Annotated in this window: 25 protein-coding genes and 1 pseudogene; 14 read left to right on the top strand and 12 right to left on the bottom strand. The window is 71.2% G+C overall.

Going from position 1 to position 26,846, the window contains the following annotated elements; all coding sequences use genetic code 11:
- Positions 1 to 217: 217 nt before the first annotated feature.
- Entirely contained in the window at positions 218 to 1,048 is an 831-nt protein-coding gene (locus AS857_RS01310) for an NmrA family NAD(P)-binding protein (RefSeq protein WP_058041214.1), read from the bottom strand.
- 265 nt (positions 1,049 to 1,313) lie between these two features.
- Between AS857_RS01310 and AS857_RS40835 the strand changes: the two genes are divergently transcribed.
- Positions 1,314 to 2,582, top strand: coding sequence for a class I SAM-dependent methyltransferase (locus tag AS857_RS40835; protein WP_245699527.1), 1,269 nt, complete (start codon positions 1,314 to 1,316; stop codon positions 2,580 to 2,582).
- Positions 2,583 to 2,845: 263 nt separating this feature from the next.
- Here the strand turns inward: AS857_RS40835 and AS857_RS01300 are convergent, their stop codons facing one another.
- Positions 2,846 to 3,538, bottom strand: coding sequence for a transglycosylase SLT domain-containing protein (locus AS857_RS01300; RefSeq protein WP_058041213.1), 693 nt, complete (start codon positions 3,536 to 3,538; stop codon positions 2,846 to 2,848).
- Positions 3,539 to 3,948: 410 nt separating this feature from the next.
- On the opposite strand from AS857_RS01300, the gene AS857_RS01295 reads away from it, so the two are divergent.
- Positions 3,949 to 4,764, top strand: a complete 816-nt coding sequence (locus AS857_RS01295) for a hypothetical protein (RefSeq protein WP_058041212.1) — start codon at positions 3,949 to 3,951, stop codon at positions 4,762 to 4,764.
- Positions 4,765 to 4,831: 67 nt separating this feature from the next.
- Here the strand turns inward: AS857_RS01295 and AS857_RS01290 are convergent.
- Positions 4,832 to 5,539, bottom strand: a pseudogene (locus AS857_RS01290) (LysR family transcriptional regulator); the annotation flags it as partial.
- Between the two features lie 29 nt (positions 5,540 to 5,568).
- Here AS857_RS01290 and AS857_RS01285 point away from each other — a divergent pair.
- Positions 5,569 to 6,813 carry an MFS transporter gene (locus AS857_RS01285; RefSeq protein ID WP_058041210.1) on the top strand — a complete coding sequence of 415 codons (1,245 nt, stop codon included), beginning with the start codon at positions 5,569 to 5,571 and terminating at the stop codon, positions 6,811 to 6,813.
- Positions 6,814 to 6,870: 57 nt separating this feature from the next.
- Here the strand turns inward: AS857_RS01285 and AS857_RS01280 are convergent, their stop codons facing one another.
- Both AS857_RS01280 and AS857_RS01275 read right to left on the bottom strand, forming a co-directional pair.
- Positions 6,871 to 7,257 carry a VOC family protein gene (locus AS857_RS01280; protein WP_058041209.1) on the bottom strand — a complete coding sequence of 129 codons (387 nt, stop codon included), beginning with the start codon at positions 7,255 to 7,257 and terminating at the stop codon, positions 6,871 to 6,873.
- Positions 7,258 to 7,534: 277 nt separating this feature from the next.
- Positions 7,535 to 8,206 carry a maleylpyruvate isomerase N-terminal domain-containing protein gene (locus AS857_RS01275; protein WP_058041208.1) on the bottom strand — a complete coding sequence of 224 codons (672 nt, stop codon included), beginning with the start codon at positions 8,204 to 8,206 and terminating at the stop codon, positions 7,535 to 7,537.
- 201 nt (positions 8,207 to 8,407) lie between these two features.
- Between AS857_RS01275 and AS857_RS36700 the strand changes: the two genes are divergently transcribed.
- Positions 8,408 to 9,337: a CAP domain-containing protein gene (locus AS857_RS36700; protein ID WP_063278411.1), complete on the top strand. Its 930-nt coding sequence runs from the start codon at positions 8,408 to 8,410 to the stop codon at positions 9,335 to 9,337.
- Positions 9,338 to 9,459: 122 nt separating this feature from the next.
- On the opposite strand, the gene AS857_RS01265 is transcribed toward AS857_RS36700, so the two are convergent.
- Complete coding sequence (locus AS857_RS01265) at positions 9,460 to 9,720, bottom strand: putative antibiotic biosynthesis monooxygenase (protein ID WP_058041207.1); 261 nt, start codon at positions 9,718 to 9,720, stop codon at positions 9,460 to 9,462.
- Positions 9,721 to 9,824: 104 nt separating this feature from the next.
- On the opposite strand from AS857_RS01265, the gene AS857_RS01260 reads away from it, so the two are divergent.
- Positions 9,825 to 10,418, top strand: coding sequence for a TetR family transcriptional regulator (locus tag AS857_RS01260; protein WP_058041206.1), 594 nt, complete (start codon positions 9,825 to 9,827; stop codon positions 10,416 to 10,418).
- Between the two features lie 254 nt (positions 10,419 to 10,672).
- Here AS857_RS01260 and AS857_RS01255 read toward each other — a convergent pair whose 3' ends face one another.
- Together AS857_RS01255 and AS857_RS01250 are read right to left on the bottom strand one after the other, a co-directional pair.
- On the bottom strand, positions 10,673 to 11,272 hold the full coding sequence (locus AS857_RS01255) for a TIGR03086 family metal-binding protein (RefSeq protein ID WP_058041205.1): 600 nt from the start codon (positions 11,270 to 11,272) through the stop codon (positions 10,673 to 10,675).
- 123 nt (positions 11,273 to 11,395) lie between these two features.
- Positions 11,396 to 12,337 carry an oxidoreductase gene (locus AS857_RS01250; RefSeq protein WP_058041204.1) on the bottom strand — a complete coding sequence of 314 codons (942 nt, stop codon included), beginning with the start codon at positions 12,335 to 12,337 and terminating at the stop codon, positions 11,396 to 11,398.
- A 104-nt stretch (positions 12,338 to 12,441) separates the two neighbouring features.
- Here AS857_RS01250 and AS857_RS01245 point away from each other — a divergent pair, with 104 nt between their 5' ends.
- The 3 genes from AS857_RS01245 (at position 12,442) to AS857_RS01235 (ending at position 16,374) form a co-directional block, all read left to right on the top strand.
- Positions 12,442 to 13,032: an acyl-CoA-like ligand-binding transcription factor gene (locus tag AS857_RS01245; RefSeq protein ID WP_079109966.1), complete on the top strand. Its 591-nt coding sequence runs from the start codon at positions 12,442 to 12,444 to the stop codon at positions 13,030 to 13,032.
- Between the two features lie 97 nt (positions 13,033 to 13,129).
- Complete coding sequence (locus AS857_RS01240; RefSeq protein ID WP_058041202.1) at positions 13,130 to 14,782, top strand: serine/threonine-protein kinase; 1,653 nt, start codon at positions 13,130 to 13,132, stop codon at positions 14,780 to 14,782.
- Entirely contained in the window at positions 14,779 to 16,374 is a 1,596-nt protein-coding gene (locus tag AS857_RS01235; protein WP_058041201.1) for a serine/threonine-protein kinase, read from the top strand. The genes AS857_RS01240 and AS857_RS01235 overlap by 4 nt, the downstream gene beginning before the upstream one ends.
- Before the next feature lie 38 nt (positions 16,375 to 16,412).
- On the opposite strand, the gene AS857_RS01230 is transcribed toward AS857_RS01235, so the two are convergent.
- On the bottom strand, positions 16,413 to 18,059 hold the full coding sequence (locus tag AS857_RS01230; protein ID WP_058041200.1) for a flavin-containing monooxygenase: 1,647 nt from the start codon (positions 18,057 to 18,059) through the stop codon (positions 16,413 to 16,415).
- Positions 18,060 to 18,628: 569 nt separating this feature from the next.
- Here AS857_RS01230 and rox point away from each other — a divergent pair.
- Together rox and AS857_RS01220 are read left to right on the top strand one after the other, a co-directional pair.
- Positions 18,629 to 20,056: a rifampin monooxygenase gene (gene rox / locus AS857_RS01225; RefSeq protein WP_058041199.1), complete on the top strand. Its 1,428-nt coding sequence runs from the start codon at positions 18,629 to 18,631 to the stop codon at positions 20,054 to 20,056.
- 156 nt (positions 20,057 to 20,212) lie between these two features.
- Positions 20,213 to 20,842, top strand: coding sequence for a hypothetical protein (locus tag AS857_RS01220; RefSeq protein ID WP_245699526.1), 630 nt, complete (start codon positions 20,213 to 20,215; stop codon positions 20,840 to 20,842).
- A gap of 103 nt (positions 20,843 to 20,945) precedes the next feature.
- Here the strand turns inward: AS857_RS01220 and AS857_RS01215 are convergent, their stop codons facing one another.
- Together AS857_RS01215 and AS857_RS01210 are read right to left on the bottom strand one after the other, a co-directional pair.
- Complete coding sequence (locus AS857_RS01215; RefSeq protein WP_058041197.1) at positions 20,946 to 21,323, bottom strand: VOC family protein; 378 nt, start codon at positions 21,321 to 21,323, stop codon at positions 20,946 to 20,948.
- Between the two features lie 88 nt (positions 21,324 to 21,411).
- On the bottom strand, positions 21,412 to 22,305 hold the full coding sequence (locus AS857_RS01210) for an MBL fold metallo-hydrolase (RefSeq protein WP_058041196.1): 894 nt from the start codon (positions 22,303 to 22,305) through the stop codon (positions 21,412 to 21,414).
- A gap of 202 nt (positions 22,306 to 22,507) precedes the next feature.
- On the opposite strand from AS857_RS01210, the gene AS857_RS01205 reads away from it, so the two are divergent.
- Both AS857_RS01205 and AS857_RS01200 read left to right on the top strand, forming a co-directional pair.
- Positions 22,508 to 23,341: an alpha/beta fold hydrolase gene (locus AS857_RS01205; protein WP_058041195.1), complete on the top strand. Its 834-nt coding sequence runs from the start codon at positions 22,508 to 22,510 to the stop codon at positions 23,339 to 23,341.
- 96 nt (positions 23,342 to 23,437) lie between these two features.
- On the top strand, positions 23,438 to 24,010 hold the full coding sequence (locus AS857_RS01200; protein WP_058041194.1) for a TetR/AcrR family transcriptional regulator: 573 nt from the start codon (positions 23,438 to 23,440) through the stop codon (positions 24,008 to 24,010).
- A gap of 39 nt (positions 24,011 to 24,049) precedes the next feature.
- Here AS857_RS01200 and AS857_RS01195 read toward each other — a convergent pair whose 3' ends face one another.
- Positions 24,050 to 24,991: an MBL fold metallo-hydrolase gene (locus AS857_RS01195; RefSeq protein ID WP_058041193.1), complete on the bottom strand. Its 942-nt coding sequence runs from the start codon at positions 24,989 to 24,991 to the stop codon at positions 24,050 to 24,052.
- Between the two features lie 141 nt (positions 24,992 to 25,132).
- Here AS857_RS01195 and AS857_RS01190 point away from each other — a divergent pair, with 141 nt between their 5' ends.
- Both AS857_RS01190 and AS857_RS01185 read left to right on the top strand, forming a co-directional pair.
- A complete protein-coding gene (locus AS857_RS01190) occupies positions 25,133 to 25,342 on the top strand; it encodes a hypothetical protein (RefSeq protein ID WP_058041192.1) in 210 nt (69 codons plus the stop codon).
- Positions 25,329 to 26,765, top strand: a complete 1,437-nt coding sequence (locus AS857_RS01185; RefSeq protein WP_058041191.1) for an amidase — start codon at positions 25,329 to 25,331, stop codon at positions 26,763 to 26,765. Before AS857_RS01190 ends, AS857_RS01185 begins: the two co-directional genes overlap by 14 nt.
- Positions 26,766 to 26,846: the final 81 nt, after the last annotated feature.

The following is a 26,846-nucleotide window of genomic DNA, read 5'->3' as shown; positions in this document are numbered from 1 at the left end:
TGCTCCGGATGTTGGTTGGACACCTCCACGCCCACCTCCCCCGTGTTCTGAAGGCGGCGAGACCGTGATCGTCTCCTTGGAGCGTCCGGCAGATGATGTTGGCGCCTGGCCGTTGCAGGTAATGGGTGAACTCCGAGTGGTAGCGGGCGGGGTTGCGGCCGCCCGCTCCTCTCATCTCACCCTGCCCGCGCGACCCGGCAGGCACGAAGCCTCCGGTCTAGTCGGCCATAACGCGGGGTGTCTGGAAGCGTTCTGCGTGCTCGGCCGCCCACTGTGCGAACGTGCGCGCCGGGCGGCCGGTCACCTGCTTGACGGTGTCGACGACTGTCGTGGAGGCCTCGCTGGGAGCGGAGTACCAGCCGATGACATATTCGGCGTCCGCCCGGGGCACGCCGGTGGCCATCAGCCGGTCGAGGGCCTGTTCGTGCGTGATCGGGACGAAATCGATGTCGCGGCGGATTGCCCGGGACAGGATGGCGATTCGTTCACGTGGGGTCAACGATTCGGGCCCGGTGAGGTTGTAGGCACGCCCCGCATGGCCATCGTCGAGCAGCGCGACCGCCGCTACTGCCGCGATGTCGGCCTCGTGGACGAGCGCGCTGGGAAAGTCGTACGGCTCGCGCACGATCCCCTCGGCCCGGACCGATTCGATCCAGTTCAACGTGTTGGACATGAACTCTTGCGGTTCCAGGCGTGTCCATTCCACACCCGACTCCGCCACAGCCTGCTCGACCGGCCCCTCGCCACCACCCCACACCACGGTAATGCGCCGCACTCCCGCGCCGACCGCCCGCCGCACCAACTCGGGCCCGACCTCGGCGAGCCCCGCCGTCACCGTGATATGCAGACGGCTGACGCCATCGAAGGCGGCGTCCAGCCTCTCCGGTGCCGTGTGCGTGCCGGCCACCAGCTCAACCTCGGCCGGGAATCTTCCCGCCGCCGCAGCCGGATTCCGCGTCAGCGCCCGAACGCGCTCTCCTCGACGGACCAGCTCCGCCACCACGTGCCGGCCCGTGTTCCCGGTGGCACCCGTAACCAATGTCGTCACAGCTGAGTTCCTTTCGTCACCGACGACCCTAGAAACTCAACCGCACTTGAGATCAAGAAGCTCGCCCGACTTCTTGGTGTGCCCGTCAGTTCGTCGACCGGCCGGCCGGGTCCGGCCGGCAACGCCGGGACGACGAAGGGGCCGCGCCGTGATCCCCGTCCCGGCCGACCAGCAAGCTCCGCTTGCGACGAAGCAACCAGGGTGGCCGTTGCCGAAGTAGTGAGGCGGGGTTGCCGACCGCCAGCAGCACCAATACGGTCACCGCGTGGACCAGGATGAACGGCTACTTCACGCCTGGTCGTTCGGCGCAGCGGCGGTCGCATACGCCGAGCATCGTCCGGACTACGCGCAGGCCGCGGTGCGCTGGGCGCTCGAGCCCGCGCCCGGCCCGCGCGTGCTCGACCTCGGCGCCGGAACCGGCAAGCTGACCGCCACGCTGGTCGCGCTGGGTGCCGAAGTCGTCGCAGTCGAGCCCGACCCTACGATGCTGACCGAGCTGCGCCGCTCGCTTCCGGCTGTCCGTGCCCTCTCGGGTAGTGCCGAGGCGATACCGCTGCCGGACGCGTCCGTCGATGCCGTGCTGGCCGGCAATGCCATGCATTGGTTCGACATGGCCGTCGCGGGACCCGAGATCGCCAGGGTCCTCGCACCCGGCGGCATCCTGGCCGGCCTGTGGAACGTCATGGACGACCGGGTCGAGTGGGTTTCCGGGCTCGCGCGGGTCAGCGGGAGCGCGGCCATCGGCCCGCGTGACACGCCCGCCAGCTGGCGCGCCGAGACGGCCGACATGCACCTTCCAAGGACTGGCGTGGCCGCCCGGTTCGGCTCGGCGGAGCAGGCCGAGTTCCCGCACGGGCAGCGTCGCACCGCCGACTCAGTGGTGGTGACCGCTCCGGCAGCGTCCGCCGAGGACTTCGGGCCCGACACGTGCCTCCAGGGCTTCGTGTGGCGGGAGGCCCGGCCCAGCGACTACGTCTGCGTCACGCCGGAGACGCGCACCCGGGCACGCCAGGACAACAGCCGGGCTGCCGGCCGCCGCGACCCGGGCCACGGAGGGTACGGGCCGAACGCCTGCCGCGAGGGCTACGTGTGGCGCGAGGCGTACGCGGGCGACGTGGTGTGCGTCGATCCGGCGACGCGCACGCAGGCCCGGCGGGACAATCAGCTCGCCGACTCCCGCAGGGTGTCCGCGCGGCTGTGGAAGACCAGTTGGTCCGCGGACCCGAAGTGTGACGGGAGCGTCTGCACCGCACCCGCCGGAAACCCGGCCATCAAGATCAATGGCGATCACTACAACTACGGCCAGGTACGGGTGTACATCCGGCGCACGTCCGACAACCGCCTCCTGTGGTCCGGCACCGTCACGGCCCGGGCCCAGCAGGGCCACGCAGGCGGCGCCTTCGGCCTCCGGACCGGCCTCAACGACTGCACCCGTCGGGGCCGGCAGCCGAACAGCTACGCCCAGGCACTCGACGTCGTCTCGGGCCGCTGGTCGGCGCGCACCCCGGTCACGACCGGCTGCACAGTGCTCTGAACTGCTGACGCGCCGCTCCCGGGCGGAGGTGCGGAGCGACCCGTGAGCGGGGCGAGGCACCACTGCCCGACGGGTCGGCGCGAAGGAGGCCGCTCCCCCTGTGCGCTCAGGGTCGCACCGGGACGTGCGAAAGGGCGCAGCCCCTTCCGGGTGCTGCGCCCTTCATACGCGATACGCGATACGCGATACGTGATGCGTGATGCGTGATGCGTGATGCGCTATCTGTCGTGCGGCATGCGCACTGCACGCTGTCCGTGGCCGGATCAGTATGCGGAGTTGACGTTGTCCATGGAGCCGTACTTGTCGGCGGCGTAGTTGCACGCCGCGGTGATGTTGGCGACCGGGTCGTAGATGTCCCAGGACGTGCCCTCGACGTGGTACGCCTTGAACGTCGGGTCGATCATCTGCAGCAGACCCTTCGACGGGACGCCATTCACGGCATTGATGTCCCAGTCGTTGATCGCACGCGGGTTACCGGTCGACTCACGCATGATGTTGCGCTTGATGCCGTCGTACGAAGCCGGGATGCCCTTGGCCTGCAGGACGTCCAGGGACTCCTTGATCCAGCCGTCCAGGTTGTCCGCGTAGGCCTTCTTGGCGGGGGCGGCGGGCTTGGCGGCCGGAGCGGGCTCGAGGGCCTTGCGCTCGGTGGAACGGTTGGCGCGCTCGGTGTCGGCCTTCGCCTTGGCGGCGGTCTGCGTGGCGGCCTTGGCCTCGGCACCGGCCTTGACGGCGGCGGCGTCGGCGGCCTTGGCCAGCTCGGCGTCGTGCGTCACACCGAACTCCTGGGCACTCTGCGCCACGGGCTTCACAGCGACGCTGGGGACGTCGGCGGCGGAAGCCTGCGGCACCAGCGCGAACGTCAGAGCGGCGGCACCGGCGACGGTGACGAGACCGGCGGCGGAGATCTTGTGAGCCTTGGGCAGAGCGGTATAGCCGGAGATGGTGGAGCGCATGACTGAGCTGAACCTCTTCCAATCGGGGACGTCGCACCGGGCCTCTTCGGCACGGGAAAGGCGCCGCGTCTCGAACGACGGCGCCCTGCGACTCAGCCATTGTTAGCGGCGCGAAACCCGCCTGACAAAGGGTGTGACCTACGACGTAACGCCGTAAAACACCCACCCAAAGTGGCCGGAATGCCCAATTTTGCACCTCTGGTACTACGACCCGGCATCGTATGTGATCGGGCCCACGTGCGTGCCCTCACGCTCCGGGCCCCCGTCGCCGACTCACCGCGACCGGCCGATTACACCCGCGGAAGGGGTGTGCCCGAGCGGCACTCACACACCGTGCACGAGCGGCGCCACTACCCTCTCCCCCCGAAATCGGCTGTGCCGCCTCCCGGCCCGCGCCCTACGCTCTGCCCGTGGCCCCCATCACCCTCGCCTGCGTCGTGCTGCCCGCGACCGCCCTGCTGTACGGGCTGCTCGGGCTGCGCCGCCGCCAGGACGCCCGGCGGTACCGGGTGGCATCCGAGCGGTGCGCCGCGCTCGCGGTCGACCCCTACTACGTGGCCGCCGACCGCTGGTGGCCCGAGGACGACACTCAGGCCGCCGCCGCCCGGCTGCTGCTCGCCGGACTGGCCACCGTCAATCACCGGGGCAACCTGAGCCTCACCGCAGAGGGCACCGACCCCGCACGTACCGCCGGGCACCCCTTGCCGGACGCCCTGCTCGCCGCACTGCGCCGCCGTACCGCACCCACCGCCATCGACAACATCGCGCTCCGCGACATCGCCTTCCGTACCGCCCGGCAGGACTTCCACACCGCCTACCGCGCCGGGCTACCGTCCCCGCCGTCGGCCCCCAGACGCGAGCTCGGCTGCCTGGGCGCCTTCGGGGTGCTGCTCCTGATCGTGGAGATCTCGATCATCTGTGCCGCGCTGCTGGACAGCGCCCCTCGTGGGCCGGAACAGTGGGCCGCAGCCGCTGCCACCGCACTCGCGCTGATCGCGCAGATCGCCTGGCTCGGCCACTATGACCCGCAGCGCGACACGGCCGGCCCGAGCGACCCGCTCGCCGAGCGGCCGGCCCAGGTGGGCCTGCACCCGGCGCTCGCCGAGCTCGCATCGCAGGATCCGGAGAGCGCCGCCCGGCTGCGGACCAGCCGGATGCGAACCCGCCGCAGCCGGAACCGGGGCCGGCCACGCCGCCGCGGAACCCCCACCGGGTCCGAGGCCTGATCCCGGGACGGCCCCGGGCCGCACCGCCCGTCGAGCCGAGTCGCCGGAGACCGAAGGTCCTCTCGGCTCACGATGTTGTCGGCACTGGGCAACGCGGTGGTACCGGCCGCTGCGCCCAGGCCGGTGTCCAGGTCTCGGCGTCGGAGGGGGCGAAGCGCCCGGAGCCGAGGTGGTCGCGGAGTGCGGCGAGGGCCGGGTGCGGGTTGTCGCGGTGCCACAGCAGCGGGTGCGGGTAGACCGGTGCCGGGTCGCGTACGGCGATGCGCCGCAGGTCGTGGTCGGCGGGCCGGACCAGGCGTGTCTGTTCGCCGACGAAGGTCGCCAGCGACCGGGAGTCGGTGATCTGGACGGGCTCGTCGAAGGCCCGGGCGACCTTGATGTCGCAGGAAAGCTGCCGGCCGGGCGCGGTGACGGCGCGGAAGGACGCGTCGATCGTGCCGGACCGGATGGCGTCGACGGCCGCGTCGGCGTCGAAGAGGGTCACGACATCGAGGTCGACCTCGGGGTGTGCGCGATGGAAGTCACCCAGCACGGCAGCCGGGGCGAGCCGTCGGCCGATCACGTCGACGCGCAGCGCGCGGCGGCCGGGACGGACGGAGGCGACTGCCCGCTCCTCGACCCGTAGGAGCTCGCGGGCGTGGGGCAGGAACGCCTGCCCGTCGATGGTGAGTCCCGCTCCGCGCGCAGTACGGGTGAACAGCCGCACACCGAGGCTCTTCTCCAGTGTGGCGATGCGTTTGGAGACGGCCTGCTGGGTGATCGAGAATTCGGCGGCAGGTCAGGTCGGCGAGAGGTGCATGAGGTATGGCGGGCAGGCGGGCACTGGGGCGGCGGTTCGGGCGGTTGTGGGCCGCGTATGCGGTGAGCGCGTACGGCACCTCGCTCGGGTTCGGCGCGTTTCCCTTGATCGCGGTGCTCGTGCTGGACTCCGGGCCGGCCCAGGTGGCGGCGCTGGCCGCCGCGGGGCGGGCGGTGGGGGCCGTGGTGGCGCTGCCGCTCGGCCCGTGGGTGGAGTTCCGCCGCAAGCGGCCGGTCATGGTGGCGATGGACCTGATCCGGTTCGCGGCGCTGATGAGCGTCCCGGCCGCGTTCGCGCTGGGATGGCTCGGCTTCGCCCAGTTGCTCGTCGTCTCCGTCGTCGTCGCCGCGGCCAACATCGCTTTCAACGCTGCCAGCGGCGCGTACCTCAAGGCGCTCGTGCCGCCGGAGGACCTGCTCGTCGCGAACAGCCGGTTCGAGTCCACGACGTGGACCGCGACCACGATCGGACCACCGCTCGGCGGGGCCGCGATCGGGGTGCTCGGCCCGGTGACGACCGTGGTGGCCGATGCGGTCAGCTACCTGCTCTCGGCGCTGGGCATACGCGCCATCGGCGGGACGGAACCGCGCCCCGCGCGGACCGAAGCACCGCGGCTGCGGGCACGCGATCTGGTCGAAGGATGGCGCCACATCCTCGGCCACCCCGCGCTGCGCCCGCTGTTCCTCAACGCGATCGTCGTCAACGGCCTGATCATGGCCTCCGAGCCGCTGCTCGCCGTACTCCTGCTGGGCGATCTCGGGTTCGCACCCTGGCAGTACGGTCTCGTATTCGCGGCCCCTTGCATCGGTGGCCTCGTCGGCTCACGCCTCGCGCACCGGCTCGTGGCGCGGTTCGGACAGCGCAAGGTGCTCCTCACCGCCGGAACGCTGCGCGCGTACTGGCCCGTCGGCTTGGCGTTCGTCCAGCCCGGCGTCCCCGGGATCGTGCTCGTCGTCGCCGTCCAACTCGGCCTGGTGACCTGCTGCAGCCTGTTCAACCCCGTACTGGCCACCTGCCGGCTCGATCACACCGACCCCGACCGGGTCGTCCGCACCCTGTCCGCGTGGTCGATCAGCAGCAGCCTGTCCATCGCGGCCCTGACCGCCGCGTGGGGTCTGCTCGCCGCCCTCACCGGCCCGCGCATCGCGATCGCAGCCGCCGGAGTCCTCCTGCTCGCCACCCCGCTACTGCTGCCGCGGCGCGAGAACGGGCCCCAGAGCGAGCTCACCGGTGCAGGGGTCCGGACCTGAGCACGGACGGTGACAGCGGCGGGCGCCAGGGCCGGCGCTTGGGCCGGCCCTGGCGCCCTACTTGCTGTGCACGATCTGGATCAGGTTGCCGCAGGTGTCGTCCAAAACCGCAGTGGTGACCGTGCCCATCTCCAGCGGCTCCTGGGTGAAGCGCACCCCGAGTTCGCGCAGCCGCTCGAACTCCGCTTGTACGTCGTCCACGGCGAAAGAGGTGGCCGGGATGCCGTCCCGGACCAGCGCCGTCTTGTACGGCTGCACCGCGGGATGGCCGGAAGGCTCAAGCAGCAGTTCGGTCCCGTCGGGATCTTCCGGCGAGACCACGGTCAGCCACCGGTCCTCGCCCAGCGGGACGTCGTGCTTCTTCACGAAGCCCAGCACGTCGGTGTAGAAGCGCAGGGCCTTGCCCTGGTCATCGACGAAGACGCTGGAGAGGTGGATCTTCATGGGTGCTCTCCGGTGCATCGGGCCTGAGCCATCGGGTCGCGACGCGCTCAAGGGGTTCGGTGTTCGGATCGTGGAACGTGCAGCGGCCCCGGCGCCGGGAAAGGACCAGACCGGCGGGCTCACCGGCCGTGGGCATATGTTAGGAGCTCCGACGTCGCCAGATCGATGAGACGCGCCCTGACGGGTAGTCACGGCCCGGGAGTGCTCGAACGGCCGAACCCTCGTCGGGGCGATTCGGTCGCAGCGTCGATCGTCGCTTCGGGGTACTGCCGACCGGTCAGCCGAGGACAAGCGGGAGCTTCGCGGCGAGCTCCCCCAGGTCGGCCTTCTCCAGTTCGGCCTTCTCCTCTTCGGTCGGGGCGCGCCGGCCGGTGCCCATCAGCAGTGCGTCCTTGTCGGAGAGCGACGGGGGAAACGCCGCACCGGCGATCCTCTCCAGCAGCTCGCGTGCTCCCGCGAGCCCCTCGGCGGGCGGGTCCGCCGCGTCCGGAAGGTGTGCGATCAGGTCGAGGTGGTGCAGCGTCCATTCCAGGACGTATACGGAAAGATAGTCGGCCACGGTGAGGACCTCGTCGCGGGTGCCGACCCGGAGGGCGGGATCCGCGAGTACGGCGGCGCGACCGGCGGCGGACCCGAGGTCGTCGAGGTGGAACTTCAGCAGCCGAGGCTCTTCGTAGGCGGCGGCCAGACGGACCGTCAGCGCGTCGAGCGGGTCCTCGCCGGTCGGCGGTCGGTCCTCGACGTTCCAGTAGGTCACCGCGTCCCGGGTCGGTTCCGTTTCCGCGGGGGTCACGAGGGTGATCAGGACGTCCTGGGCGTCGATGATCAGGTGGCACACCAGGTCCCGCACCAGCCAGCCGGTGCAGCCGGACGGCCGCGCGAAGTCCTCGTCCGGGAGTTCGGCGACCGCTGTACGCAGTGCTGTCCAAGAACGTGAGAAGAGATCCACGGCCGCAAGCTAGCAGCGCCCGGTCCCCGTTGCGACCGGTTTCCTCCGCGCACGAGTGCGGAACCGGGGCTCAGGCCCTACGCCCCGCGGCCTGAGGGACTGGGACGAACACGTTCAGAAATTTTTGTTATCGAGTCCCGGTCGCGCCGTCTCCTGAGTGTTGGACCAGCACTCAGTGACACCGCACCGGAAGTGATCCGCATGAATCGTGAACTCGAGACCCCGATGTCCGACCCGGCGTCCGACGGCACCCCGGGCCCGCGCCGGCGCCGGGCCGCCCGTGGCAAGCGCCCCCGACGGGCGCTGGTCATAGGCGGGACGGTGGGTCTGATAGCCGTCGTGGGCGGCGGGTACGGCGTGGCCCAGTCGCTGTCGGGCGGCGGGGAGACCCGTACGGACGCGGCTGCGCCGTCCGCGTCGGCCACGGACCGGCCCACCGAGGCGTTGAAGGAACATCCCTCCGTGGCGGCGGCCGCTTCGTCGGCTCCCAGCGCGAGCAGCGCGTCCCCGAGCGCGAGCGCAAGCGCTTCGGCGGCCGCGGGCAAGGACCGGGAGCAGGAGAAGAAGGACCGGGCCGGGGTCAAGACCGAAGCAGGGACGGAGGCCGGGGACAAGCCGGGCGGCCGGTCCCCGGCCCAGGCCAAGGAGGCCCCTTCGACGGGCCATGGGAGCGGCAACGGCTCCGGCAGCGCCCGCAAGCCCCCGGCCGGCGGTGGCGGTGGGGGCGCCCAGGCAGGCGGCGCGAACGGCAAGCACGTGCAGCAGGTCGTCGACATGGTCAACGCGGAGCGCGCGAAGGCAGGCTGCTCCCCGCTCACCATCAACACGAAGCTGCAGGCGGCTGCCCAGGGCCACTCCGACGACATGGCCGCCCGCGACTACTACGCCCACACCAGCCCGGAGGGCAAGAGCCCCGGCGACCGCATGACCGCCGCCGGGTACCGCTGGAGCACGTACGGCGAGAACATCTTCAAGAGCCCCAAGGACGCCCGTACGGCGATGGACGGCTGGATGAAGAGCCCCGGCCACCGCGCCAACATCCTGAACTGCTCCTTCAAGGAGATCGGCGTGGGCATCAACTTCAAGTCGAACGGCCCGTGGTGGACGCAGAACTTCGGCGCGTCCTCCTGACCCCTTCCTGACCGCGCGGGCCGTCGGCAAGTTGCCGTCGGCCCGCGCGGCGTCCCTCTGCCGTCCCGCCCCCGCCGCACGTCATGCGGCGGGGGCTTGCTCATGCGCCACGACGTGCGGTGTCAGCGGGTGGCACGCGTGAGCAGCCGGGCCCGCAGTCGCTGCAGTCGGGGCATCAGGACGTACACCACCGTGAGGACGACGCACGCGCTGAGCACGAGCGTCTGCAGGACGAGCGGGAGGCGCTTGAGCCACTCGTGGAACAGCAGCTCCAGCAGGGTGAGCGTGGGGAAGACCGACACCCAGATCATCAGGGCCATGTGGTGACGGGGCGGCGGGCCGACCTGGGGTGCGGCGGCGGGGGTGGGCTCGGGCTCGGACATGGGTGCAGACTCCTCGGCGATCAAATTCCAACCAACCGTTTGGAGATTAGCTTAACTTTCAAGCAATCTCCAAACGGTTGGTTGGAGTCACGTATGATCGACGCATGGCCTGGGACACCGCACGCACCCGACAAGCCCTCCTGGACGCGGCCGTCGACGAATTCGCCGAGCACGGCTTCGACGGCGCCCGCATCGAACGCATCGGCACCCGCGCCGGCGTGAACAAGGAGCGGATCTACCAGTACTTCGGCAACAAGCAACGGCTCTTCGGGCAGGTGCTGGAGACGGAGCTCGAGCGCATCGCGACGACCATCCCTCTCACCGCCGAGCAGGCCGAGGATCTCGGCCACTACGCCGGTCTGCTCTACGACTACCACCGGGCCCGACCGCAGTTCATCCGCCTGCTGCACTGGGAAGGCCTCCAGGACCGGGGCGGCCCCGCGCTCAAGGAACCGGAGCGGACCGCCACCTACGGCTCGCGCGTCGCAGCGCTCGCCCGGACCCAACGCGCCGGAGCGCTGGACACCGGCCTGCATCCGGAGGAACTCTTCTACGCCGTCCTGGCCCTGGCCGCCTGGTGGTTCACCGTCCCCCAGGCCGTCCGCATGATCTTCGGCGGTCCCTCAGACCCGGAGGCCGAGCGCGCCTCCCTGATCCGGCTGGTCCGCAGGCTGGCACAACAGGGCGGGTCGGTATAGGAAGGCCGGGAGGAGGCGACGGCCATGACGGATCTGCACACGGACCTGCATAAGGGCCCGCACGAGGACCTGCACGAGGACGCACCCCGCGAGACGCCGGCCGATCAACCCGCCCGCGCCGCCCGCCGTAGACGCACCCGTGCTCTGCCGGCTCTGCCATGGACTTCCGGCCAGATCTTCGGATCACTTCGGCGCGGACCGCTTGCTGAGGCGAGCAGCAGCGGCCGGTCGGCGGCCCCCGTCGATGCCCGGCTTTACGGCTTGCGCCCCATCACGTGGAGGAGACGGTCCTGCTCGGACGCATCCGATGCAGGCACCTGCGTCGGCGGCCCGTAATAGCGGTCGCTGTCCGCAATGGGGCTCTCGCTGACGCCGTGATAGATCCACTCGAAGCTGTCGAGGATCCAGCGCACCGTGGGCGCATCGAGCCGCTCGTCGAGTCGTATCGCGCGGGCGAGATCCCATGTGTGGGTGATCGCGTCCACCACGTACAGGCCGAGCAACTGCCGGCCGGGGACGGGGCCGAAGGGGTAGTCGACGATCCGGTCGAACGCACCGGCGGCGCGGAACGCCGCCCGGCACTCGGCCACCGCATCCCGGTAGGTGGTCGCCGGGTCCCCGTCGAGCACGTCCTGGTGCAGCTCCGCCATGAACTCCGCGCTGCTGCCGCCACGTAGCAGCGAGGTGTAGATGCGGCTCCCCAGGATCATGTGGTTGACCAGCTGACGCACGTTCCATTCAGTGCACGGCGTGGCGTCCTCCCAGCGGCCGTCCGGTACCGCCCGCAGCCGGTCACCGAAACCTTCGGATGCAGTGTCGAAGTAGCTGAGCAACGTGTTGTCTGTGTCATGCATAGCGCCAAGCCTGGCCACTCCGTGCTGCTGTTTCCGGCGGGAATCGGACGGCGTCGTCTCCTGGAGCGTGCGGTCGGTTTCCGTTCTCCTTCGCCCGAGGACGGAGTCGTTCGCGAGAGTTCGTCAGGCGCGGGCGGCCGGAAGCGCGAACCGTACGTCGGTCAGCCGTTCCGACAGCTCCCACAGCCGGCGACCCGTCTCGCTGTCCGCGGCGGCGGGGGCCAGCTCCACCCGCGTCGGGCCGCCGCGCAGTTCGGCCATGCCGTCCGGCCCGATGAACTGACCGCCCTCCGCACTCGGGTCGGTCGCGGCATACAGCTGCGGCAGTGCCCCGCGGGCCGGGGGCTGGGCGAGGAGCGGGTTGCCGATGGTGCCGAATACGAGCCGCCACAGGCCGATCGGCGCGCTCGTCTGCAAGTTGGTGGCGGTGTAGCCGGGGTGGGCGAGCAAGCTGCGGACGGGGCTGCCGGCCCGGGTCAGGCGCAGGTGGAGTTCTTGCCCGAATACGGCGTTGGCGAACTTCGACTGGTTGTAGAAGCCCATGGGCGAGTAGCTGCGCTCGCCGGTGAGGTCGTCGAAGCGGAGGTGTGCCTTTCGGTGGTTGACCGAGCTCACCGTGACCACGCGCGGGTCGCGCCCGGCGGCCAGCAGGTCGAGCAGCAAGCCGGTCAGCGCGAAGTGGCCGAGGTGGTTGCAGGCGAACTGCAGCTCGTGGCCCTGCGCGCTCAGCGTCCGGGGTGGTGCCATCACGCCGGCGTTGTTGATGAGCACGTCCAGCCGGGAATGGTCCGCGTGCAGCTTCTCGGCGAATGCCCGGACGGAGTCGAGATCGGCCAGGTCGAGGTGGCGCACTTCAAGGCCGGCACCCGGCTGTTCGGCGGTTATGCCGGCGACCGCCCGGCGGCCCTTTTCCTCGTCGCGTACCGCGAGGATCACGTGCCCACCCCGGCGGGCGAGCGCCCGGGTGGTCGCCAGGCCGAGGCCGCTGTTGGCACCGGTGACCACAAACACCCGTCCAGCCTGGTCCGGGATCTGTTCGGCAGTCCATTGCCTCTGATTCGTCATGCGACACAGATTGCTGTGCATGTCACTTGGCGTCAAGGTGTCACTGAGTGACATGAAGGGCATGGCGTTACCATCGTCCGGTGAGTTCCCGCCCCGAAGTGAGCATGGCCGAGCGCAAGCGCCGGCTCGTCTCGAACGAGCTGACCGAAGCAGCGCTGCAACTACTGGCGTCGAAGGGATTCGACGCGGTCACCATCGACGAGATCGCGACGACCGCCGGCGTCTCCAAGCGCACGTTCTTCCGCTACTTCGCGTCCAAGGAGGACGTGGTCGTCCAGTTCCTGGCCGACATGGGCGCCGGCATGCGGGCGGAGCTCGCGGCCCGCTCCGCCGATGAGCGCCCCTCCGCCGCGCTCCGGTCCGCCGTCGCAGTCCCCATCGCCGCCTGCACGGACCACGCCGACCACGCCGACAGGGCCCTGCGCGTGGTTCAGCTGATCCTGCGAACCCCAGCCCTGCACGCACGCTTCCTGGAACGCCAGGCGCAGTGGCGCGACGACCTCGCGGCGGAGCTGACGCACCGCCTGGGGCTCGACCCCGACACGGACCTGTACCCGCGGCTGGCCGCCGGGATGGCGCTCAACGCCTTCGACACCGTGCTGCACCGGTGGAGCGAGAGCGACGGGGGTGAGGACCCCACCGAGCTCATCGACCGCGCCTTCGCCGTCATCGCCCCGGCACTCGACGCCGTCTGACCCACCTGCCGCTTCCCGGCCGGAGCCCCCCGCGCCCCCTCAAGAAGCCCGCCGCGTCTTATGATCCCTACGCATTCAGGGGGAGGACGGATTCGGCATGCGGATGCTGGGAGTGGACGGACCGACGCACGTGGGGCCGTTCAGGACGGTCGGGGTGCTCGGGCAGGGCGGCATGGGACAGGTGCTGCTCGGGGTGGCACCGGACGGGCGGTTCGTGGCCGTCAAACGGGTGCACGCCGATCTGGCGGAGGATCCCGGGTTCCGTTCGCGGTTCCGGCGGGAGGTGGACGCGTCGCGACGCGTGTCCGGGGCCTACACCGCGCCGGTCGTCGACGCCGACCCGGACGCGGCCACGCCGTGGCTCGCCTCGCTCTTCCTGCCGGGGCCGTCGTTGAGCGAGGCGCTGGAGGCGGGCGGCGCGCTGCCCGAGGAGGCGGTACGGCTGCTCGGCGCCGGGCTCGCCCAGGCGCTCGCCGACATCCATCGGGCAGAGCTCGTGCACCGGGACCTCAAACCGTCGAACGTGCTCCTGACCGAGGACGGCGTACGCGTCGTCGACTTCGGCATCGCCCGCGCGGCCGACCACCAGACGAAGCTGACCCACACGGGCGCGGTGATCGGTTCGCCCGCGTTCATGTCGCCCGAGCAGGTCCGGGGCGAGCAGCCGGGCCCGGCCGGTGACGTGTTCTCCCTCGGCGTCACGCTGGTCATGGCCGCTACGGGCCGGACTCCGTTCGCCGGCAACTCGCCGCTCGCGCTCATGCACGCCGTCGCCCACGACGTCCCCGACCTGGACTCCGTACCGCCCCGGCTGCGCCTGATCGTCGAGCCGTGCCTGGCCAAGGACCCGGCCGTGCGGCCGAGTCCCGCGCGGCTCCTCGATCTGATCGGCCCGCTCGCCCCCTCCGCGCGTCCCTGGCCCGAGGCGGTGTACCAGCAGATCGCCGACCGCCGGGCCTCGGCAGCCCGGCTTGCGGCCGCGGCAGGTCCTGGAGCCCCGCCCGCCACTGCCGCCTCCATACCCCTGCCAGCGCCGCCGCCCCTGCCCGCGCCCGCCACAGCCGGGCCGATCCCCTCGACCACCGCGGCGCCGGCAAGCGATCCCGCCCCGCGCCGCCGCCCCCGGTGGCTGACCGCCGCCATCGTTGTGGGCGTGACGCTCGTGACGGTGGCGGCCACGGTCCTGGCGGTCGGCCCGGACAACGTGTACTACACCTTCGTTCCCGAGCCCGTTCCGACCCCCGGCTCGACCCCGCTCGCCCAAGTGCCGGACAAGTACACCAAGACGGTCCCCACCTGTGTGCAGGTCCGCAGCAGCATGAAGGCCCCGGACGGTTTCGACGAAGCCACTGGCAACTTCCCCGACAAGGTGTGGCAGCAGTCCGATGCTGACGGACACACGCATCCGTCGACCAGCTGTGTCTGGCACACCCGCTCCGGCGACAAGATCGACATCAACTGGGACCTCTACCGCTCCCGCGCGGGCGGTCCCACCGGCGCCGAGCAGGCGAAGAAGCACTACGAGGGCATGTACATGCGCTCCAAGACCCCACGCGACTCCGGTCTCGGTTTCGCGGAGGAGGGCATGTGGCTGAGGAACTCCACCGAGAGCAACTGCGTGCTGTACGCCCGGGACGGCAACCTGTCCCTGTTCATCACGGTCAGCGGCGTCCACTACCCGAAGGGCGCGTGCGAGGACCTCACGAAGGACATGGCCCGGCAGGCCGTGGCGGCGGTGAAGGCCCTGTGAGCGTCTCCGGAAACGCGCCGCACCCGCTGCCTGAGAAGGCCGGACCGTACCTCCTCCTCACCGAACTCGGCCGGGGCGGCATGGGGCGCGTCCTGCTCGGCGTCGCGCCGGACGGCCGGACGGCGGCGGTGAAGCTCGTCCACGCGCGGCACGCGGCCGACGACGGCTTCCGCGCCCGTTTCCGGCGGGAGGTGGAGGCCTCGCGGAGAGTGTCCGGCGCGTACACGGCGGCCGTCCTCGACGCCGACGCGGACGCCGAGCTGCCCTGGCTCGCCTCGGTGTTCGTGGCCGGCCCCTCGCTGGGAGCGGCCGTGGAACGCGCGGGCGCGCTCCCCCCGGAGGCCCTGCACCGCCTGGCGGTGGGCCTGGCGACGGCCCTGGACGAGATCCACCGTGCCGGTCTCGTCCACCGCGACCTCAAGCCCGAGAACGTCCTGCTGGCCGAGGACGGCGCCCGGGTCATCGACTTCGGCATCGCACGGGCGGCAGAGACCGGGGACGCCACCGAACTCACCGGTACGGGATCGGTGGTCGGCTCGCCGCCGTTCATGTCCCCCGAACAGGCGGAGGGCCGGGAGCTGACCGGGGCGAGCGACGTGTTCTCCTTCGGCTCAGTCCTCGTCCTGGCGGCGACCGGCCGCAGCCCGTTCGCCGGGACCTCCGCCCTCCAGACGCTCTACAACCTCGTCCACACCGAACCCGACCTGAGCGGCATCCCCTGGGCCCTCCACGGGATCGTGGTCCGCTGCCTGGCCAAGAACCCGGCCGACCGGCCCACGCCGGCCGAACTCCTCGGCCTCCTCGGCCCGGTGACCCCGGCGGCCCGGCCGTGGCCGCCCGCCGTGCACCGGATGGTCGACGAGCAGCGGGCCCGGGTCCAGGGACTGCTCGACGGCGATCCCGAGCGCACGGCGCTCCTGTCCCGTACCGACCACTCCCCCGCCGTCCCGCGGACGGTCGTGCTCACCACGTACGGTGTTCCCTCCTCGCCACCCCGCCGGCACCGCACCCGCCGCCCCGTGGCGTGGGCGGCGGCGGGGGCGGTGCTTGCGGCGGGGCTCGGCGTGGGCGCGTACCTGCTCCTGCGCGAAGACGAGGGCGGCGGCCCTCCGGACAAGTACGTGACGATGCCGGTGTGTCCGGAGGCAGTGCCCAAGCTTCCGCTGCGGGAGGAGCGGAGGAAGGACAAGGACTTCTACAGGGAGCAGACGCCCACGGCATCCACCCAGTGCTTCTGGTTCGACAAGGACCAGCCCCAGGCGGACGGCTGGAACTCCTTTCCCAGCGCGGACGTCTCTTGGGAGCTGCGACGCTCGGACCCCGACGAGAACGGCACGGAACGCCAGCGCCGCGAATTCGCCGACAGAGCGAAGGGCGAGCGCCGCGAGACCGGCCTCGGCATCGGCGACGAGGCGTACTGGTCGGCGGCGTCGGCCTACGAGAGCGACCGGAAGCCCTGCCGGCTCAACGTCCGCGACGGCAACCTCGTGATCCGGGTCTACCTGGACGGCACCAAGCACCCTGCCTGCGAGTCGGAGGCCCGAGACATCATCAAGGCTGCGCTGGCGGCCATGCCGCCGCGCGCGGACTGATCAGGAGCAGCGACACCGGGGGCCGGGGAGCAGGCCCCTCAGTCGGCGGCGCCTGACAGGACGAAACCGCGGTACCCGTCCCGGGCGGCGGCGTCGCATTCCGCCCGGTAGCGGTCCGCGCCGCCCGTGTAGGCCAGGAACACCCGGGGCTTGCCGGGCACGTTGGCCCCCGTGTACCAGGAGGCGACGTCCGGGTAGAGGGTCCGGGAGGCGAGGTCGGCGACGTGGGCGCACCACTCCTCCTCCGCGCCCGGGGTGGCGTCGATCTCGGTGATGTCGTTCTTCTGCAGGTGGGCGATGCAGTCGCTGATCCACTCCACGTGCTGTTCGATGGACACCACGGCGTTGCTGAGCACCGATGGGCTGAGGGGTCCGATGACGGTGAAGAGGTTCGGGAACCCGGCCGAGAGCACGCCCAGGTGGTTGCGGGGGCCGTCGGCCCACTTCTCCCTGAGGGTGGTGCCGCCCTTGCCGACGATGTCCACGGCGACCTGGGATCCGGTCATGGCGTCGAAGCCGGTGGCGAAGACGATGACGTCGACGGCGTGTTCCCGGTCCGAGGTCTTGATGCCCCGTGGTGTGATCTCCACGATCGGCGTCTCGGTGAGGTCCACGACGTTCACGTGCGGCTTGTTGTAGGTGGCGTAGTAGTCGGTGTCCAGGCAGGGACGCTTGGTACCGAAGGGGAAGGTGCGCGGCGAGAGCGTCTCGGCCGTGGCCGGGTCGGTGACGATCGAGCGGATCTTGGAGCGGACGAATTCGGCGACGGTCTCGTTGGCGGCCCGGTCGGCGAGGATGTCGGTGTACGTGCGCAGGAGGCCGCTGAGCAGGCCCGTCTCCCAGCCCTTCTCATAGGTGGCCGTGCGCTCCGCCTCGTCCACTTCCAGGGCCGAGCGGGTCGGCAGCTCGAAGACGGTGCCCCCGCGGGACCGCCGCTGGGCGGCGCGGAACTCCGGGTAGTGGGCCTTGAATTCGGCGTTCTCCGCTGCGGACAGCGGCCGGTTCAGGGCGGGCAGCGCGTAGACCGGCGTGCGCTGGAAGACCGTGAGTGCGGCGGCCTGTTCGGCCAGGAGCGGGATGGCCTGGACGCCGGAGCAACCGGTACCGATCACGGCGACCCGTCTGCCGGTGAGGTCGGCGCCCTCGTGCGGCCAGTCGGCGGTGTGCAGGGCTCTGCCGGCGAAGGTGCCGGCTCCGGGTATGTCCGGTTCCTTGACGGCCGACATGCAGCCGGTGGCCAGCACGACGAACCGTGCGGTGACCGTCTCCCCGGTGTCGGTGGTGACCTGCCAGACGTGTCCGCTCTCGTCGTACACCGCCCGGGTCACGCGGGTCTGCAGGGTGACGTCCTTGCGCAGGTCGAAACGGTCGGCGACGTGATGGAGGTAGCGCAGGAGCTCCGGCTGCGTCGCGTACCGCTCGCTCCACTCCCACTCCTGGTCCAGTTCGGGAGAGAAGGAGAAGGAGTACGACGTGCTCTCGACGTCGCACCGGGCGCCGGGGTACCGGTTCCGGTACCACGTTCCGCCGATGTCCTCGCACGCTTCGAAGACGCGGGTGCGCAGGCCCAGTTCGCGCAGCCGGTACAGCTGGTAGAGGCCGGAGAAGCCGGCCCCGACGACGACGGCGTCCAGTTGCGGGGCGACGGGGGCGGACGGGGAGGGGGGCCGGGGGGCGGTGTGCATGCCGATTCTCCTGACAGGTCTCTCGTACCGGGGTCGTACGGGCGGACGCGCTCCGGTGCCGGGTGCCGGCCTCCGGCGCCCGCGGCCGGCGGGTCCCGGCCGGTGAGGCCGCCGGGGCCGGTGACCGGCTCCTTTACGTGCTTCCCGTGGCTGCACATCCTGGTTCACGGACCGGCTTTCCGGGAAGCCCTGTGGCCGGGGGCGGAAACCGTGCACGCGCCGCGCGTGGATACGCAGCTTCCGGCCAAGGCGGTTGGCGACGACGGCAGTTCGTGTCTTGGCGAGGAGGGTTGCCCACCCGTAGTGGACGTCAATAGGCAAGGGGAAACACCCGCTCCTTGCCACTCTTAATTTATAGCGCACCAGGGGGCTTGCGACAAGGCCCCGTTCGTACTGCACAATCATCAACCTCGGCCAGAGCCTGCGGAAATAACAGATCCACGAAGTACGTGTGCTGTTGTCCACGTACGGATCACGCGGCGTCGGCGGTGCAGGGCCACACCCGGACCGCCCGCGCAGCCGGCCGAAATCTAACGTTGTTACATTTATCTTTGCTTGATGGGGGATTCATGATTGACGTCATCGTGGTCGGCGGCGGCCCGACCGGCTTGATGCTGGCCGGCGAGTTGCGGCTGCACGGTGTGCACGTGGTCGTGCTGGAGAAGCTGGCGGAGCCGACCACGGAGTCCCGCGGGCGTGGTCTGCACGTGCGCAGCGTCGAGGTGATGGACCAGCGCGGCCTGCTGGAGCGGTTCCGCGAGGTCAGCGAGCCGTTCACGGTCGGCGGTCCGTTCGCCGCCTTCCCCACGCCGTGGCCGGACCGGATGGACACCGCGCACCCGTACGGCCTCGCCATGCCGCAGCCGGTCACCGAGCGCGTGCTGGGCGAGCGCGCCGTCGAACTCGGCACCGAGATACGGCGCGGCTGCGATGTGACCGGGCTGAGCCAGGACGAGGACGGGGTGACCGTCGAGCTGGCCGACGGCACCCAGCTGCGCTCGCGCTACGCCGTCGGCTGCGACGGCGGCCGCAGCACGGTGCGCAAGCTGCTCGGCGTCGGCTTCCCCGGTGAGCCCCCCACGGTCGAGACGCTGCTGGGCGACATGGAGCTGACCGAGGATCCGGCGACGGTGGCCGCCGTGGTGGCCGAGATCAGCAAGACCCACGTACGGTTCGGCGTCGTCCCCAACCCGGACGGGACGACGTACCGCGTCATCGTGCCCGCCGACGGGGTGGCCGAGGACCGTGCCGCGCCGACCCTCGAGGAGCTCAAGCAGCGGCTTCGGGAGGTCGCGGGCACCGACTTCGGCGTGCACTCGCCGCGCTGGCTGTCCCGCTTCGGCGACGCCACCCGGCAGGCCGAGCGCTACCGGGTCGGCCGGGTGCTGCTGGCCGGCGACGCGGCGCACATCCACCCGCCGATCGGCGGGCAGGGGCTCAACCTCGGTGTCCAGGACGCGTTCAACCTCGGCTGGAAGCTGGCCGCCGAGGTGGGCGGCTGGGCCCCGGAGGGGCTGCTGGACAGCTACCACGCGGAACGGCACCCGGTGGGCGCCCGCGTCGTGCTCAACACCCGCGCGCAGAGCGTCCTGCTGAGGACCGGTCCGGCTGAGATGGCGCTGAAGGAGCTGTTCTCGGAGCTGCTGGAATTCGAGGTCGTCAACCGGTACGTGACCGAGATGATCACCGCGGTCGGGGTCCGCTACGACTTCGGCGAGGGCCACGAACTGCTCGGCCGGCGCATGCGGGACGTGCAGCTGAAGCGGGGCCGCCTCTACGGGCTGATGCACGGCGGACGCGGTCTGCTGCTCGACCGGACCGGCCGGCTCTCGGTGGAGGGCTGGGCCGACCGGGTCGACCACGTCGTCGACGTCAGCGAGGAACTGGACGTGCCCGCGGTGCTGCTGCGGCCGGACGGCCACGTGGCGTGGGTCGGCGAAGACCAGCAGGACCTGCTCGGGCACCTGCCGCGGTGGTTCGGCGCTGCCACCGGCTGATGCACAGTCGCGGGCCCCGGAGACGGGGCCCGCCGGGTTGCTGCACGGGGCACACGGGTCGCTGCACGGGGCGCAGGTGGTGCGGATGGCGCAGTGCGCACGCTGCCCTGCCCCCCAGTAGGCACCCCTCGCGGGTCGGCTGCCTATGCTGCCTCGGTGGCTGAAGTGGACATGAAGAAATCGCAGGGCGGGGCAGTGGACAGGGGTTCGTACCTTCTGTTCACCTTCGTCGTGGTGGGGCTCGGCTGGATCATCGCCGCGGTCAACACCGGAATCTCGTACGTCGCGCTGGGCACGGACCTGATCCCGATCATCACCGGACTCATCGGGTGCGGCGTCTTCGCGCTCGTCCTGCGCGTCCTCCACTGCGCCTGGTGGCTCGCCTTCCTCTCCTTCCTGCCGGCGGTGTTCGTGCTCGTGGGCTCGGTGCAGTACGCGCCCGAGTCCACGCTCGACGAGAGGGGCATCCGCGAGACCGTCCGCATCTCCGCCGACAACGGGTCGAACCACCGCTTCACTCTCACCGGCCGGTCGGGCGAGCTCAAGGAGACCCTGAACCACGACGGAGACCACCCGCAGTGGAAGGTGGGTGACCGGGTCGAGGTCATCAGCGACCCGAAGGGCGTCGTCCCGCTGGAAGCGGCCTCCGACGTCGACCCGGACGGGCAGTTCGCCGCTCTCGTCACGGGCGTCGTCGGGTGGACGGGCATCGCCCTGCTCGCCGGCCGGCGCGGATTCGTACGGCGTCGCGCAGGCCGGCGCCCCGCGTTCGAGGACTTCGACTGAGCCGGGCCCGGTGCCCGGCCCACGGGCTTGAGGCCCCGCGCGGACGCCGGCCGCAGCGGGGCCCCGAAAGGCCGACCCTTCAGCCCTTCAGCCCTTCGCCCCTTCAGCCCTTCGATCGCTCCGCCGCGCTGCGTTCGACGCAGAACTCATTGCCCTCGGGGTCGTGGAGCGTCACCCAGCCCGAGCCGTCGGCCCTGCGGTGGTCGCCCTGAATCACAGCGCCGAGGGACAGCAGGCGCTCGACCTCTTCGTCCCGGGTTCGGTCCTGGGGCTGGAGATCCAGGTGCACGCGGTTCTTCACCGTCTTGCGGTCATCGACCTTGACGAAGAGCAGGGAACCCGCCGTGCTCGTGACGGCGGCCTCCGGGTCTCCGGGGTGGTCGTCGTCACCGAGCGAACCGTCCAGGGCCTTGGCCCAGAACGCTGCCAGGGCATAGGGATCGGCGGAGTCGATGGTGATATGGCGTATCAAGGAGCTCATGCCCGCCACCTGATCACGAATCCCCCTTGTCGTCCAGACCGCCCAGGGCCTCCTCGCATCGGGGAACGGGCGTCTGCCGGCGGCTGTTTCACCAGCGCAGGGCAGCGAAGTCGATGGGGCGGGGGCGGAGTTCACCGGCGCGGGCAGTCAGGTCCCGAAGCCGTCGGGCCATGGCATCGGCCGGGAGGCGGCGGCGGTCGCCATGGCCCGGCAGCACCCACTCGAAGCGCAGGCGGCCGGCCGTGCGGGCCAGGGACGCGGCCAGTTCCTCGATGGAGTACCAGGTGACGCTGTGGGCCACTTCCAGATCCGCCGTGGTGCGCGACCAGTAGAAGCTGTCGCCGCTGAAGCAGTACCGGTCGTCGGCGAGGTACAGCACGCTGCCGCGCGTGTGCCCGGGCAGCGGGTGCGCGGTCACTCCTTCGGCGATGCCGACCGGCTCGATGCCCCGCAGGACCCGGTCGGCGTCCGGGGCCGCGTCCAGGTCGCCCTCGTGGATCCACAGCCGGGCGCCGAAGTGGTCGGCGTAGCGGCGGCCGTGTGCGGCGTGGTCCCGGTGGGTGAGGAGGACGTCGGTGACGGGGCCGAGTTGCGCGTAGCGTGCGGCGAGTGCGGGGCCCCAGCGCGGGGTGTCCACCATCATCAGGGTGCCGTCAGGTCGCCGCAGCAGGTAGGAGTTGGCGCCCGCGGTGCGCGGGGAGTTGTGGCCGCAGAAGTACACGGTGCCGGTATCGTCCAGGGGCATCGGGTAGGGGTCCGATGACGCGTCCAGGCGGCGTGAGGTCGGGCGGATCGACCGGGTGGGGCAGGCGTGCGCCGCGGCGTCGAGTTGTGCGGTCTCGGCGGGGTTCCGTGGCTGCCGGAGGAGGACCGACCGGCCGTCGGCCTCGCCGACCAGGTCCGGCGCGAGCTGCCGTGCGACGTCGCAGTTCGTACAGCGCTCGTCGATGTACCAGCCGCTTTCCGAGGGCTTCACGTGCATCGGATGCCTCCCCGTTTTCCGTTGCGACCGGTCCGGCGGTCGCCCTCCTTCATGGGTACTCCACATGTCGCCGCAACGGGAAGACTGGCCGGATCTTGTTCTTGCGGAGCACCTCTGTTCTGGAGAGCCCGGTTAGCGGCTTTTCCGGGGTATTGCCCGGCACCCCGGCGGCGGTGCACTCTGAAGTCCTATGAAGACAGGCATGATGACCGCACCCGGGGCCGAGATCTACTACGAAGTACGCGGATCGGGCCCACCCCTTCTCCTCGTCAACGGCGGTGACGGTGACGCGGCCATGTTCGGCCCGCTGGCCGGCACACTGGCAACGGACCACACCGTCATCACCTACGACCCCCGCGGCAACTCCCGTAGCCGCTTCACCGGCTCCCCCGCCGCGCAGCGGATCGAGGAGCACGCCCGCGACGCCCACTTGCTGCTGGACACGGTGGCCGCCGGTGAACCGGCGTACGTCTTCGGCACCAGCTACGGCGGCATGGTCGGCATGGACCTCCTGGTCCGGCACCCCGGCCGGGTACGGGCGCTGGTCGCGCACGAGCCGTTCGTGATCGACCTGCTCCCCGACGCGGACGAGTGGCACGCGCTCTGCCAGGAGGTGTACGAGCTCTACGAACAGGCCGGCACCGACGTCGCGATGCAGAGGTTCGGTGCCGCCATCGGCGTGGAGGGACCGCCGCCGGCGTCGTCGGCCTCGGGCCTTCCGGCACCGGTCCGGGAGATGCTGGCGCGCATCCACGGCAACATGGAGACGTGCCTGGCGTACGAACTGCGCTCGTTCACCCGCTTCCGGCCCGACGTCGATGCGCTGCGCACGGCACCGTTCGCCTTGGTGATCGGCGGCGAGGGGCCCAAGACGCTCATGCACCGCGTCACACGGACCCTGGCGGAGCACACCGGCAGCGATGTCGCCGACTTCCCGGGCGGGCACGTGGGCTATCTGACGCACCCGGCCGACTTCGCCGCCGCACTGCGCACGGCGCTGGGCGCAGCAGCGGGCACGGCGGCTCCAGGGCACTGAAGCGCGCGGCGGGGCGGCGCTGCACCTCGCCGCCCCGCTCCGGGACCGCCGGATCGCGCACAGACTGATGCAAGAAATTTGCTTTAAGCTGTTCGCATGAGTCGCAAGCCGATGGTTCGCCCAGGGGGCCGCAGCGCACGGGTCCAGCAGGCGGTCCACACCGCCGTTCGCGAACTCCAGGCCGAGGTGGGGCGTGCAGAACTGACCATTCCGCTGCTGGCAGCCCGTGCCGGGGTCACTCCCTCGACGATCTACCGCCGCTGGGGCGACCTGCAGGAACTCCTCTCGGACGTCGCCGTCGAGCACCTGCGCCCGGACACTCCCCCGGAGGACCGCGGCCAACTGCTGGACGACCTGCAGAGCTGGGCCGAGCACTTCCTCGAGGAAATGGCGGCCCCGACGGGACGGGCCTACATCCGCGACGCTCTGCTGGGAGACCCCGACGGCGACAACGCGGGGCAGTGCTCGGCCTACGCGGCGGAGCAGGTCAGCACCATTCTCGCCCGGGCCGCGGAGCGCGGCGAGGACGCTCCCGACACCGAGACCGTGCTCGACCGGGTCGTGGCACCGATGATGTACCGCATCCTGTTCCGCCCCGACGGGCTCACCGCCGAGTACGCACGCCGCCTCGCGCAGGAGGCCGTGGAGGGCTTCGGCACCACCCGCTGACCTGCCGCGAACGCAGCCTGCACGCGAGGCAGGAGCCCCTCAGGCCACGCCGGGCCGGGTGTGGCCGGTCACAGCCTCGAGCCGGTAGGCGTCGCCCTCGCCGACCACGCGCCCGGCGGTCGGCAGGGGGAAGTGCGTGCCGAGGACGAGGGCACCGGTGCCGGCGAGCCGGGCGAGCAGCGTGCGGCGGGTCGCCTCCGCCTGCACGGGGTCGGTGTCGACGCAGCTGCCGATCTCCGGGTGCGCCAGCTGGACGGGGTGGTGGATGCAGTCCCCGGTGATGAGGGCCGACGCGCCTGCGCTGCTCACCTCCACGGCGACGTGCCCGGGGGTGTGCCCCGGAGCGGGCACCAGGCGCAGGCCGTCGGCCACGTCGATCCCTTCGTCCGGCACGTCGATCAGGTCGAGCAGTCCCGCCTCCTCGACCGGGAGGACGGAGTCGCGGAATATGCCGCGCCGCGCCTCGTCCATGTCGTACGCGGCCCAGAAGTCGTATTCCGTCTTCGCCGTGAGGTAGCGGGCGTTGGGGAAGGTCGGCACCCACGCGCCGCCGGCCTGCCGGGTGTTCCATCCGACGTGGTCGGTGTGCAGGTGGGTGAGCACGACCAGGTCGACGTTCCCGGGGGTGAATCCGGCGGCTGCGAGGCGTGCGAGGTAGTCGGTGCGGAGGTTGTGCCACGCCGGGTTCGACCTCGTCTTGCCATTGCCGATCCCGGTGTCGACGAGGACGCGCAGTCCGTCCACGACCAGCGCGAAGCTGTGGCTGTCGAGGCGCAGGACGCCGTCCGTGCCGGCGAAGTCGGGCTGCAGCCAGTCGTGTTCGGCGACCACGTCCGCCGTGGCGGCCGGCAGCAGCCATGGTCCGGTCGGGGCCGGCAGCGGGGTCTCGTCGATGCGGTGGACCGTGATCTCCCCGACGGCCCAGTGGGCTGCGGAGGCGGCGGAGGACGGGGCCGGGTCGGTGAGCGGTGCTGTGCGCATGCGTGTGCTTCCTTTCCCGCAGCCCAAAGGGGGCCGGGATGACGGACCTTCGCAATAAAAGCCATTGGTTTGCTTTAAGTGACCGTAGGCCCTACCTTCCACTAACGCAAGCTGTTAGCTTTAGCGCCAGGAAGGCACCGCATGCCCTTCACCGACCTCACTCCACCCGAAGCCGCCCGCTGGGCCGCACGATCCGGGCTTCCGCTGGTACGGGATCGCCACGCGGGAGTGGCCGCCACCGCCGACCACATCCATTCCGTCGTCTCCGTCCTGCGCGAGCTGGACTTCGGCGACACACCGCCGTCCGCCGCGTACCGCGCGGGATGGGAGCAGCACGATGCAGCCGTCTGAACAGCACAAGCCGTACGAGCAGCGCCAGCCGAGCGAGCCGTACGAACTGACCGTGGCCGGCGCGGCCGAGGCCGTACGCACCCGGCGGATCTCGCCGGTCGAGCTGGTGGACTCGGTGCTGGGGCGCATCGAGCAGGTCGAGCCGCGCCTGAGGGCCTTCACCACGGTGACGGCGGACCACGCGCGAGAGGCTGCGCGAAAGGCGGAGAGCGAGCTCGCCGGTAACGCTCCGAGAGGTCCGTTGCACGGCATACCCGCCGGCTTGAAGGACCTCATCGACGTGGCCGGGATGGCCACCACGGCGAGCTCCCGGGTGCGGGCACGTCACCGGGCGGAGACCGACAGCACGGTCGCCGCACGCCTCGCCTCGGCCGGCGTGGCGTTCGTCGGCAAGACCCACACGCACGAATTCGCCTACGGCCTGACCACTCCTCAGACCGCCAACGCCTGGGACCCGAAGCGGGTGGCCGGCGGCTCCAGCGGCGGTTCGGCCGTCGCCGTGGCCGCGGGGGCCGCCACCTTCGCCCTGGGCACCGACACCGGTGGGTCGATCCGGGTGCCCGCCGCGCTGAACGGAGTCGTCGGCCTGAAGCCGACGTACGGGCTGGTGCCCCGGTACGGCGTGACCTCGCTGGCCTGGTCGCTCGATCACGTCGGCCCCCTCACCCGCACGGTGGAGGACGCGGCGCTGGTCCTGGCCGCCCTGGTCGGACACGACCCGCGCGACCCCGCGTCCGTCGCGGCCCCGGCCCTGGACTACCGGCCGGGCGCCGGCACAGATCTGACGGGACTTCGGGTCGGCGTGCCGGGCAACTACTACTTCGACCGGGTGGACCCCCGGATCGAAGCCTCCGTGCGCCGGGCGATCGGCCGGCTGGAGGACCTCGGCGCCCGTCTCGTCGAGGTCGAGATCCCGATGACGCGCTACATCCAGCCGACCCAGTGGGGCCTGATGGTGCCCGAGGCCTCCGCCTATCACGAGCGGACCCTGCGGGCGGTGCCCGACCTGTACGCGGCCGACGTCCGCGTGCTCCTGGAGGCGGGCGAGCTCATGACCGCCGGGGACTACCTCCGGGCCCAGCGCGCCCGCACCCTCATGCGGCAGGCCTGGAGGGAGATGCTGGAGACGGTCGACGTGATCGCCGCACCGACCGTGCCGCTCACCGCCGTAGAGGCGGGCCGGTCCACCGTGACCTGGGGCGACGGGAGCGTGGAGAGCGTCTCCGATGCCTACGTGCGGCTGTCGGCCCCCGCCAACATCACCGGCGTCCCCTCGCTGACCGTGCCGGTCGGCCGGGACACGGCGGGCATGCCGATCGGCATGCAGCTGATGGGGCGCCCCTTCGGCGAAGCCAAGGTGCTCCGTGCGGGACACGCCTACGAACTGACCGCCCCCGCCCTCGGCCTGGCCCCGGCCGCGTAGCCGCGGCTCACGGCTCGGGAGTGAGTGAGTGGGCGCCGTCTCGCGGCGCCGGCGCATCAGCGAGACGTGAGTCGCGCGTGA

It is taken from the genome of Streptomyces roseifaciens (genome assembly GCF_001445655.1).
Lineage (GTDB): Bacteria > Actinomycetota > Actinomycetes > Streptomycetales > Streptomycetaceae > Streptomyces > Streptomyces aureoversilis.
This window is presented reverse-complemented; position numbering and strand designations above follow the sequence as displayed.

Excerpts from the sequence above, each read along its gene's own strand:
- AS857_RS01260 (WP_058041206.1), top strand. The coding sequence starts at position 9,825 with ATGGCCTGGGACACCGCACGCACCCGACAAGCCCTCCTGGACGCGGCC.
- AS857_RS01210 (WP_058041196.1), bottom strand. The coding sequence starts at position 22,305 with ATGCACGTGAAGCCCTCGGAAAGCGGCTGGTACATCGACGAGCGCTGT.
- rox (WP_058041199.1), top strand. The coding sequence starts at position 18,629 with ATGATTGACGTCATCGTGGTCGGCGGCGGCCCGACCGGCTTGATGCTG.
- AS857_RS01190 (WP_058041192.1), top strand. The coding sequence starts at position 25,133 with ATGCCCTTCACCGACCTCACTCCACCCGAAGCCGCCCGCTGGGCCGCA.
- AS857_RS01200 (WP_058041194.1), top strand. The coding sequence starts at position 23,438 with ATGAGTCGCAAGCCGATGGTTCGCCCAGGGGGCCGCAGCGCACGGGTC.
- AS857_RS01215 (WP_058041197.1), bottom strand. The coding sequence starts at position 21,323 with ATGAGCTCCTTGATACGCCATATCACCATCGACTCCGCCGATCCCTAT.
- AS857_RS01255 (WP_058041205.1), bottom strand. The coding sequence starts at position 11,272 with ATGCATGACACAGACAACACGTTGCTCAGCTACTTCGACACTGCATCC.
- AS857_RS01265 (WP_058041207.1), bottom strand. The coding sequence starts at position 9,720 with ATGTCCGAGCCCGAGCCCACCCCCGCCGCCGCACCCCAGGTCGGCCCG.
- AS857_RS01250 (WP_058041204.1), bottom strand. The coding sequence starts at position 12,337 with ATGACGAATCAGAGGCAATGGACTGCCGAACAGATCCCGGACCAGGCT.
- AS857_RS01195 (WP_058041193.1), bottom strand. The coding sequence starts at position 24,991 with ATGCGCACAGCACCGCTCACCGACCCGGCCCCGTCCTCCGCCGCCTCC.
- AS857_RS01185 (WP_058041191.1), top strand. The coding sequence starts at position 25,329 with ATGCAGCCGTCTGAACAGCACAAGCCGTACGAGCAGCGCCAGCCGAGC.
- AS857_RS01285 (WP_058041210.1), top strand. The coding sequence starts at position 5,569 with ATGGCGGGCAGGCGGGCACTGGGGCGGCGGTTCGGGCGGTTGTGGGCC.
- AS857_RS01205 (WP_058041195.1), top strand. The coding sequence starts at position 22,508 with ATGATGACCGCACCCGGGGCCGAGATCTACTACGAAGTACGCGGATCG.
- AS857_RS36700 (WP_063278411.1), top strand. The coding sequence starts at position 8,408 with ATGAATCGTGAACTCGAGACCCCGATGTCCGACCCGGCGTCCGACGGC.
- AS857_RS01245 (WP_079109966.1), top strand. The coding sequence starts at position 12,442 with ATGGCCGAGCGCAAGCGCCGGCTCGTCTCGAACGAGCTGACCGAAGCA.
- AS857_RS01300 (WP_058041213.1), bottom strand. The coding sequence starts at position 3,538 with ATGCGCTCCACCATCTCCGGCTATACCGCTCTGCCCAAGGCTCACAAG.
- AS857_RS01230 (WP_058041200.1), bottom strand. The coding sequence starts at position 18,059 with ATGCACACCGCCCCCCGGCCCCCCTCCCCGTCCGCCCCCGTCGCCCCG.
- AS857_RS01280 (WP_058041209.1), bottom strand. The coding sequence starts at position 7,257 with ATGAAGATCCACCTCTCCAGCGTCTTCGTCGATGACCAGGGCAAGGCC.
- AS857_RS01240 (WP_058041202.1), top strand. The coding sequence starts at position 13,130 with ATGCGGATGCTGGGAGTGGACGGACCGACGCACGTGGGGCCGTTCAGG.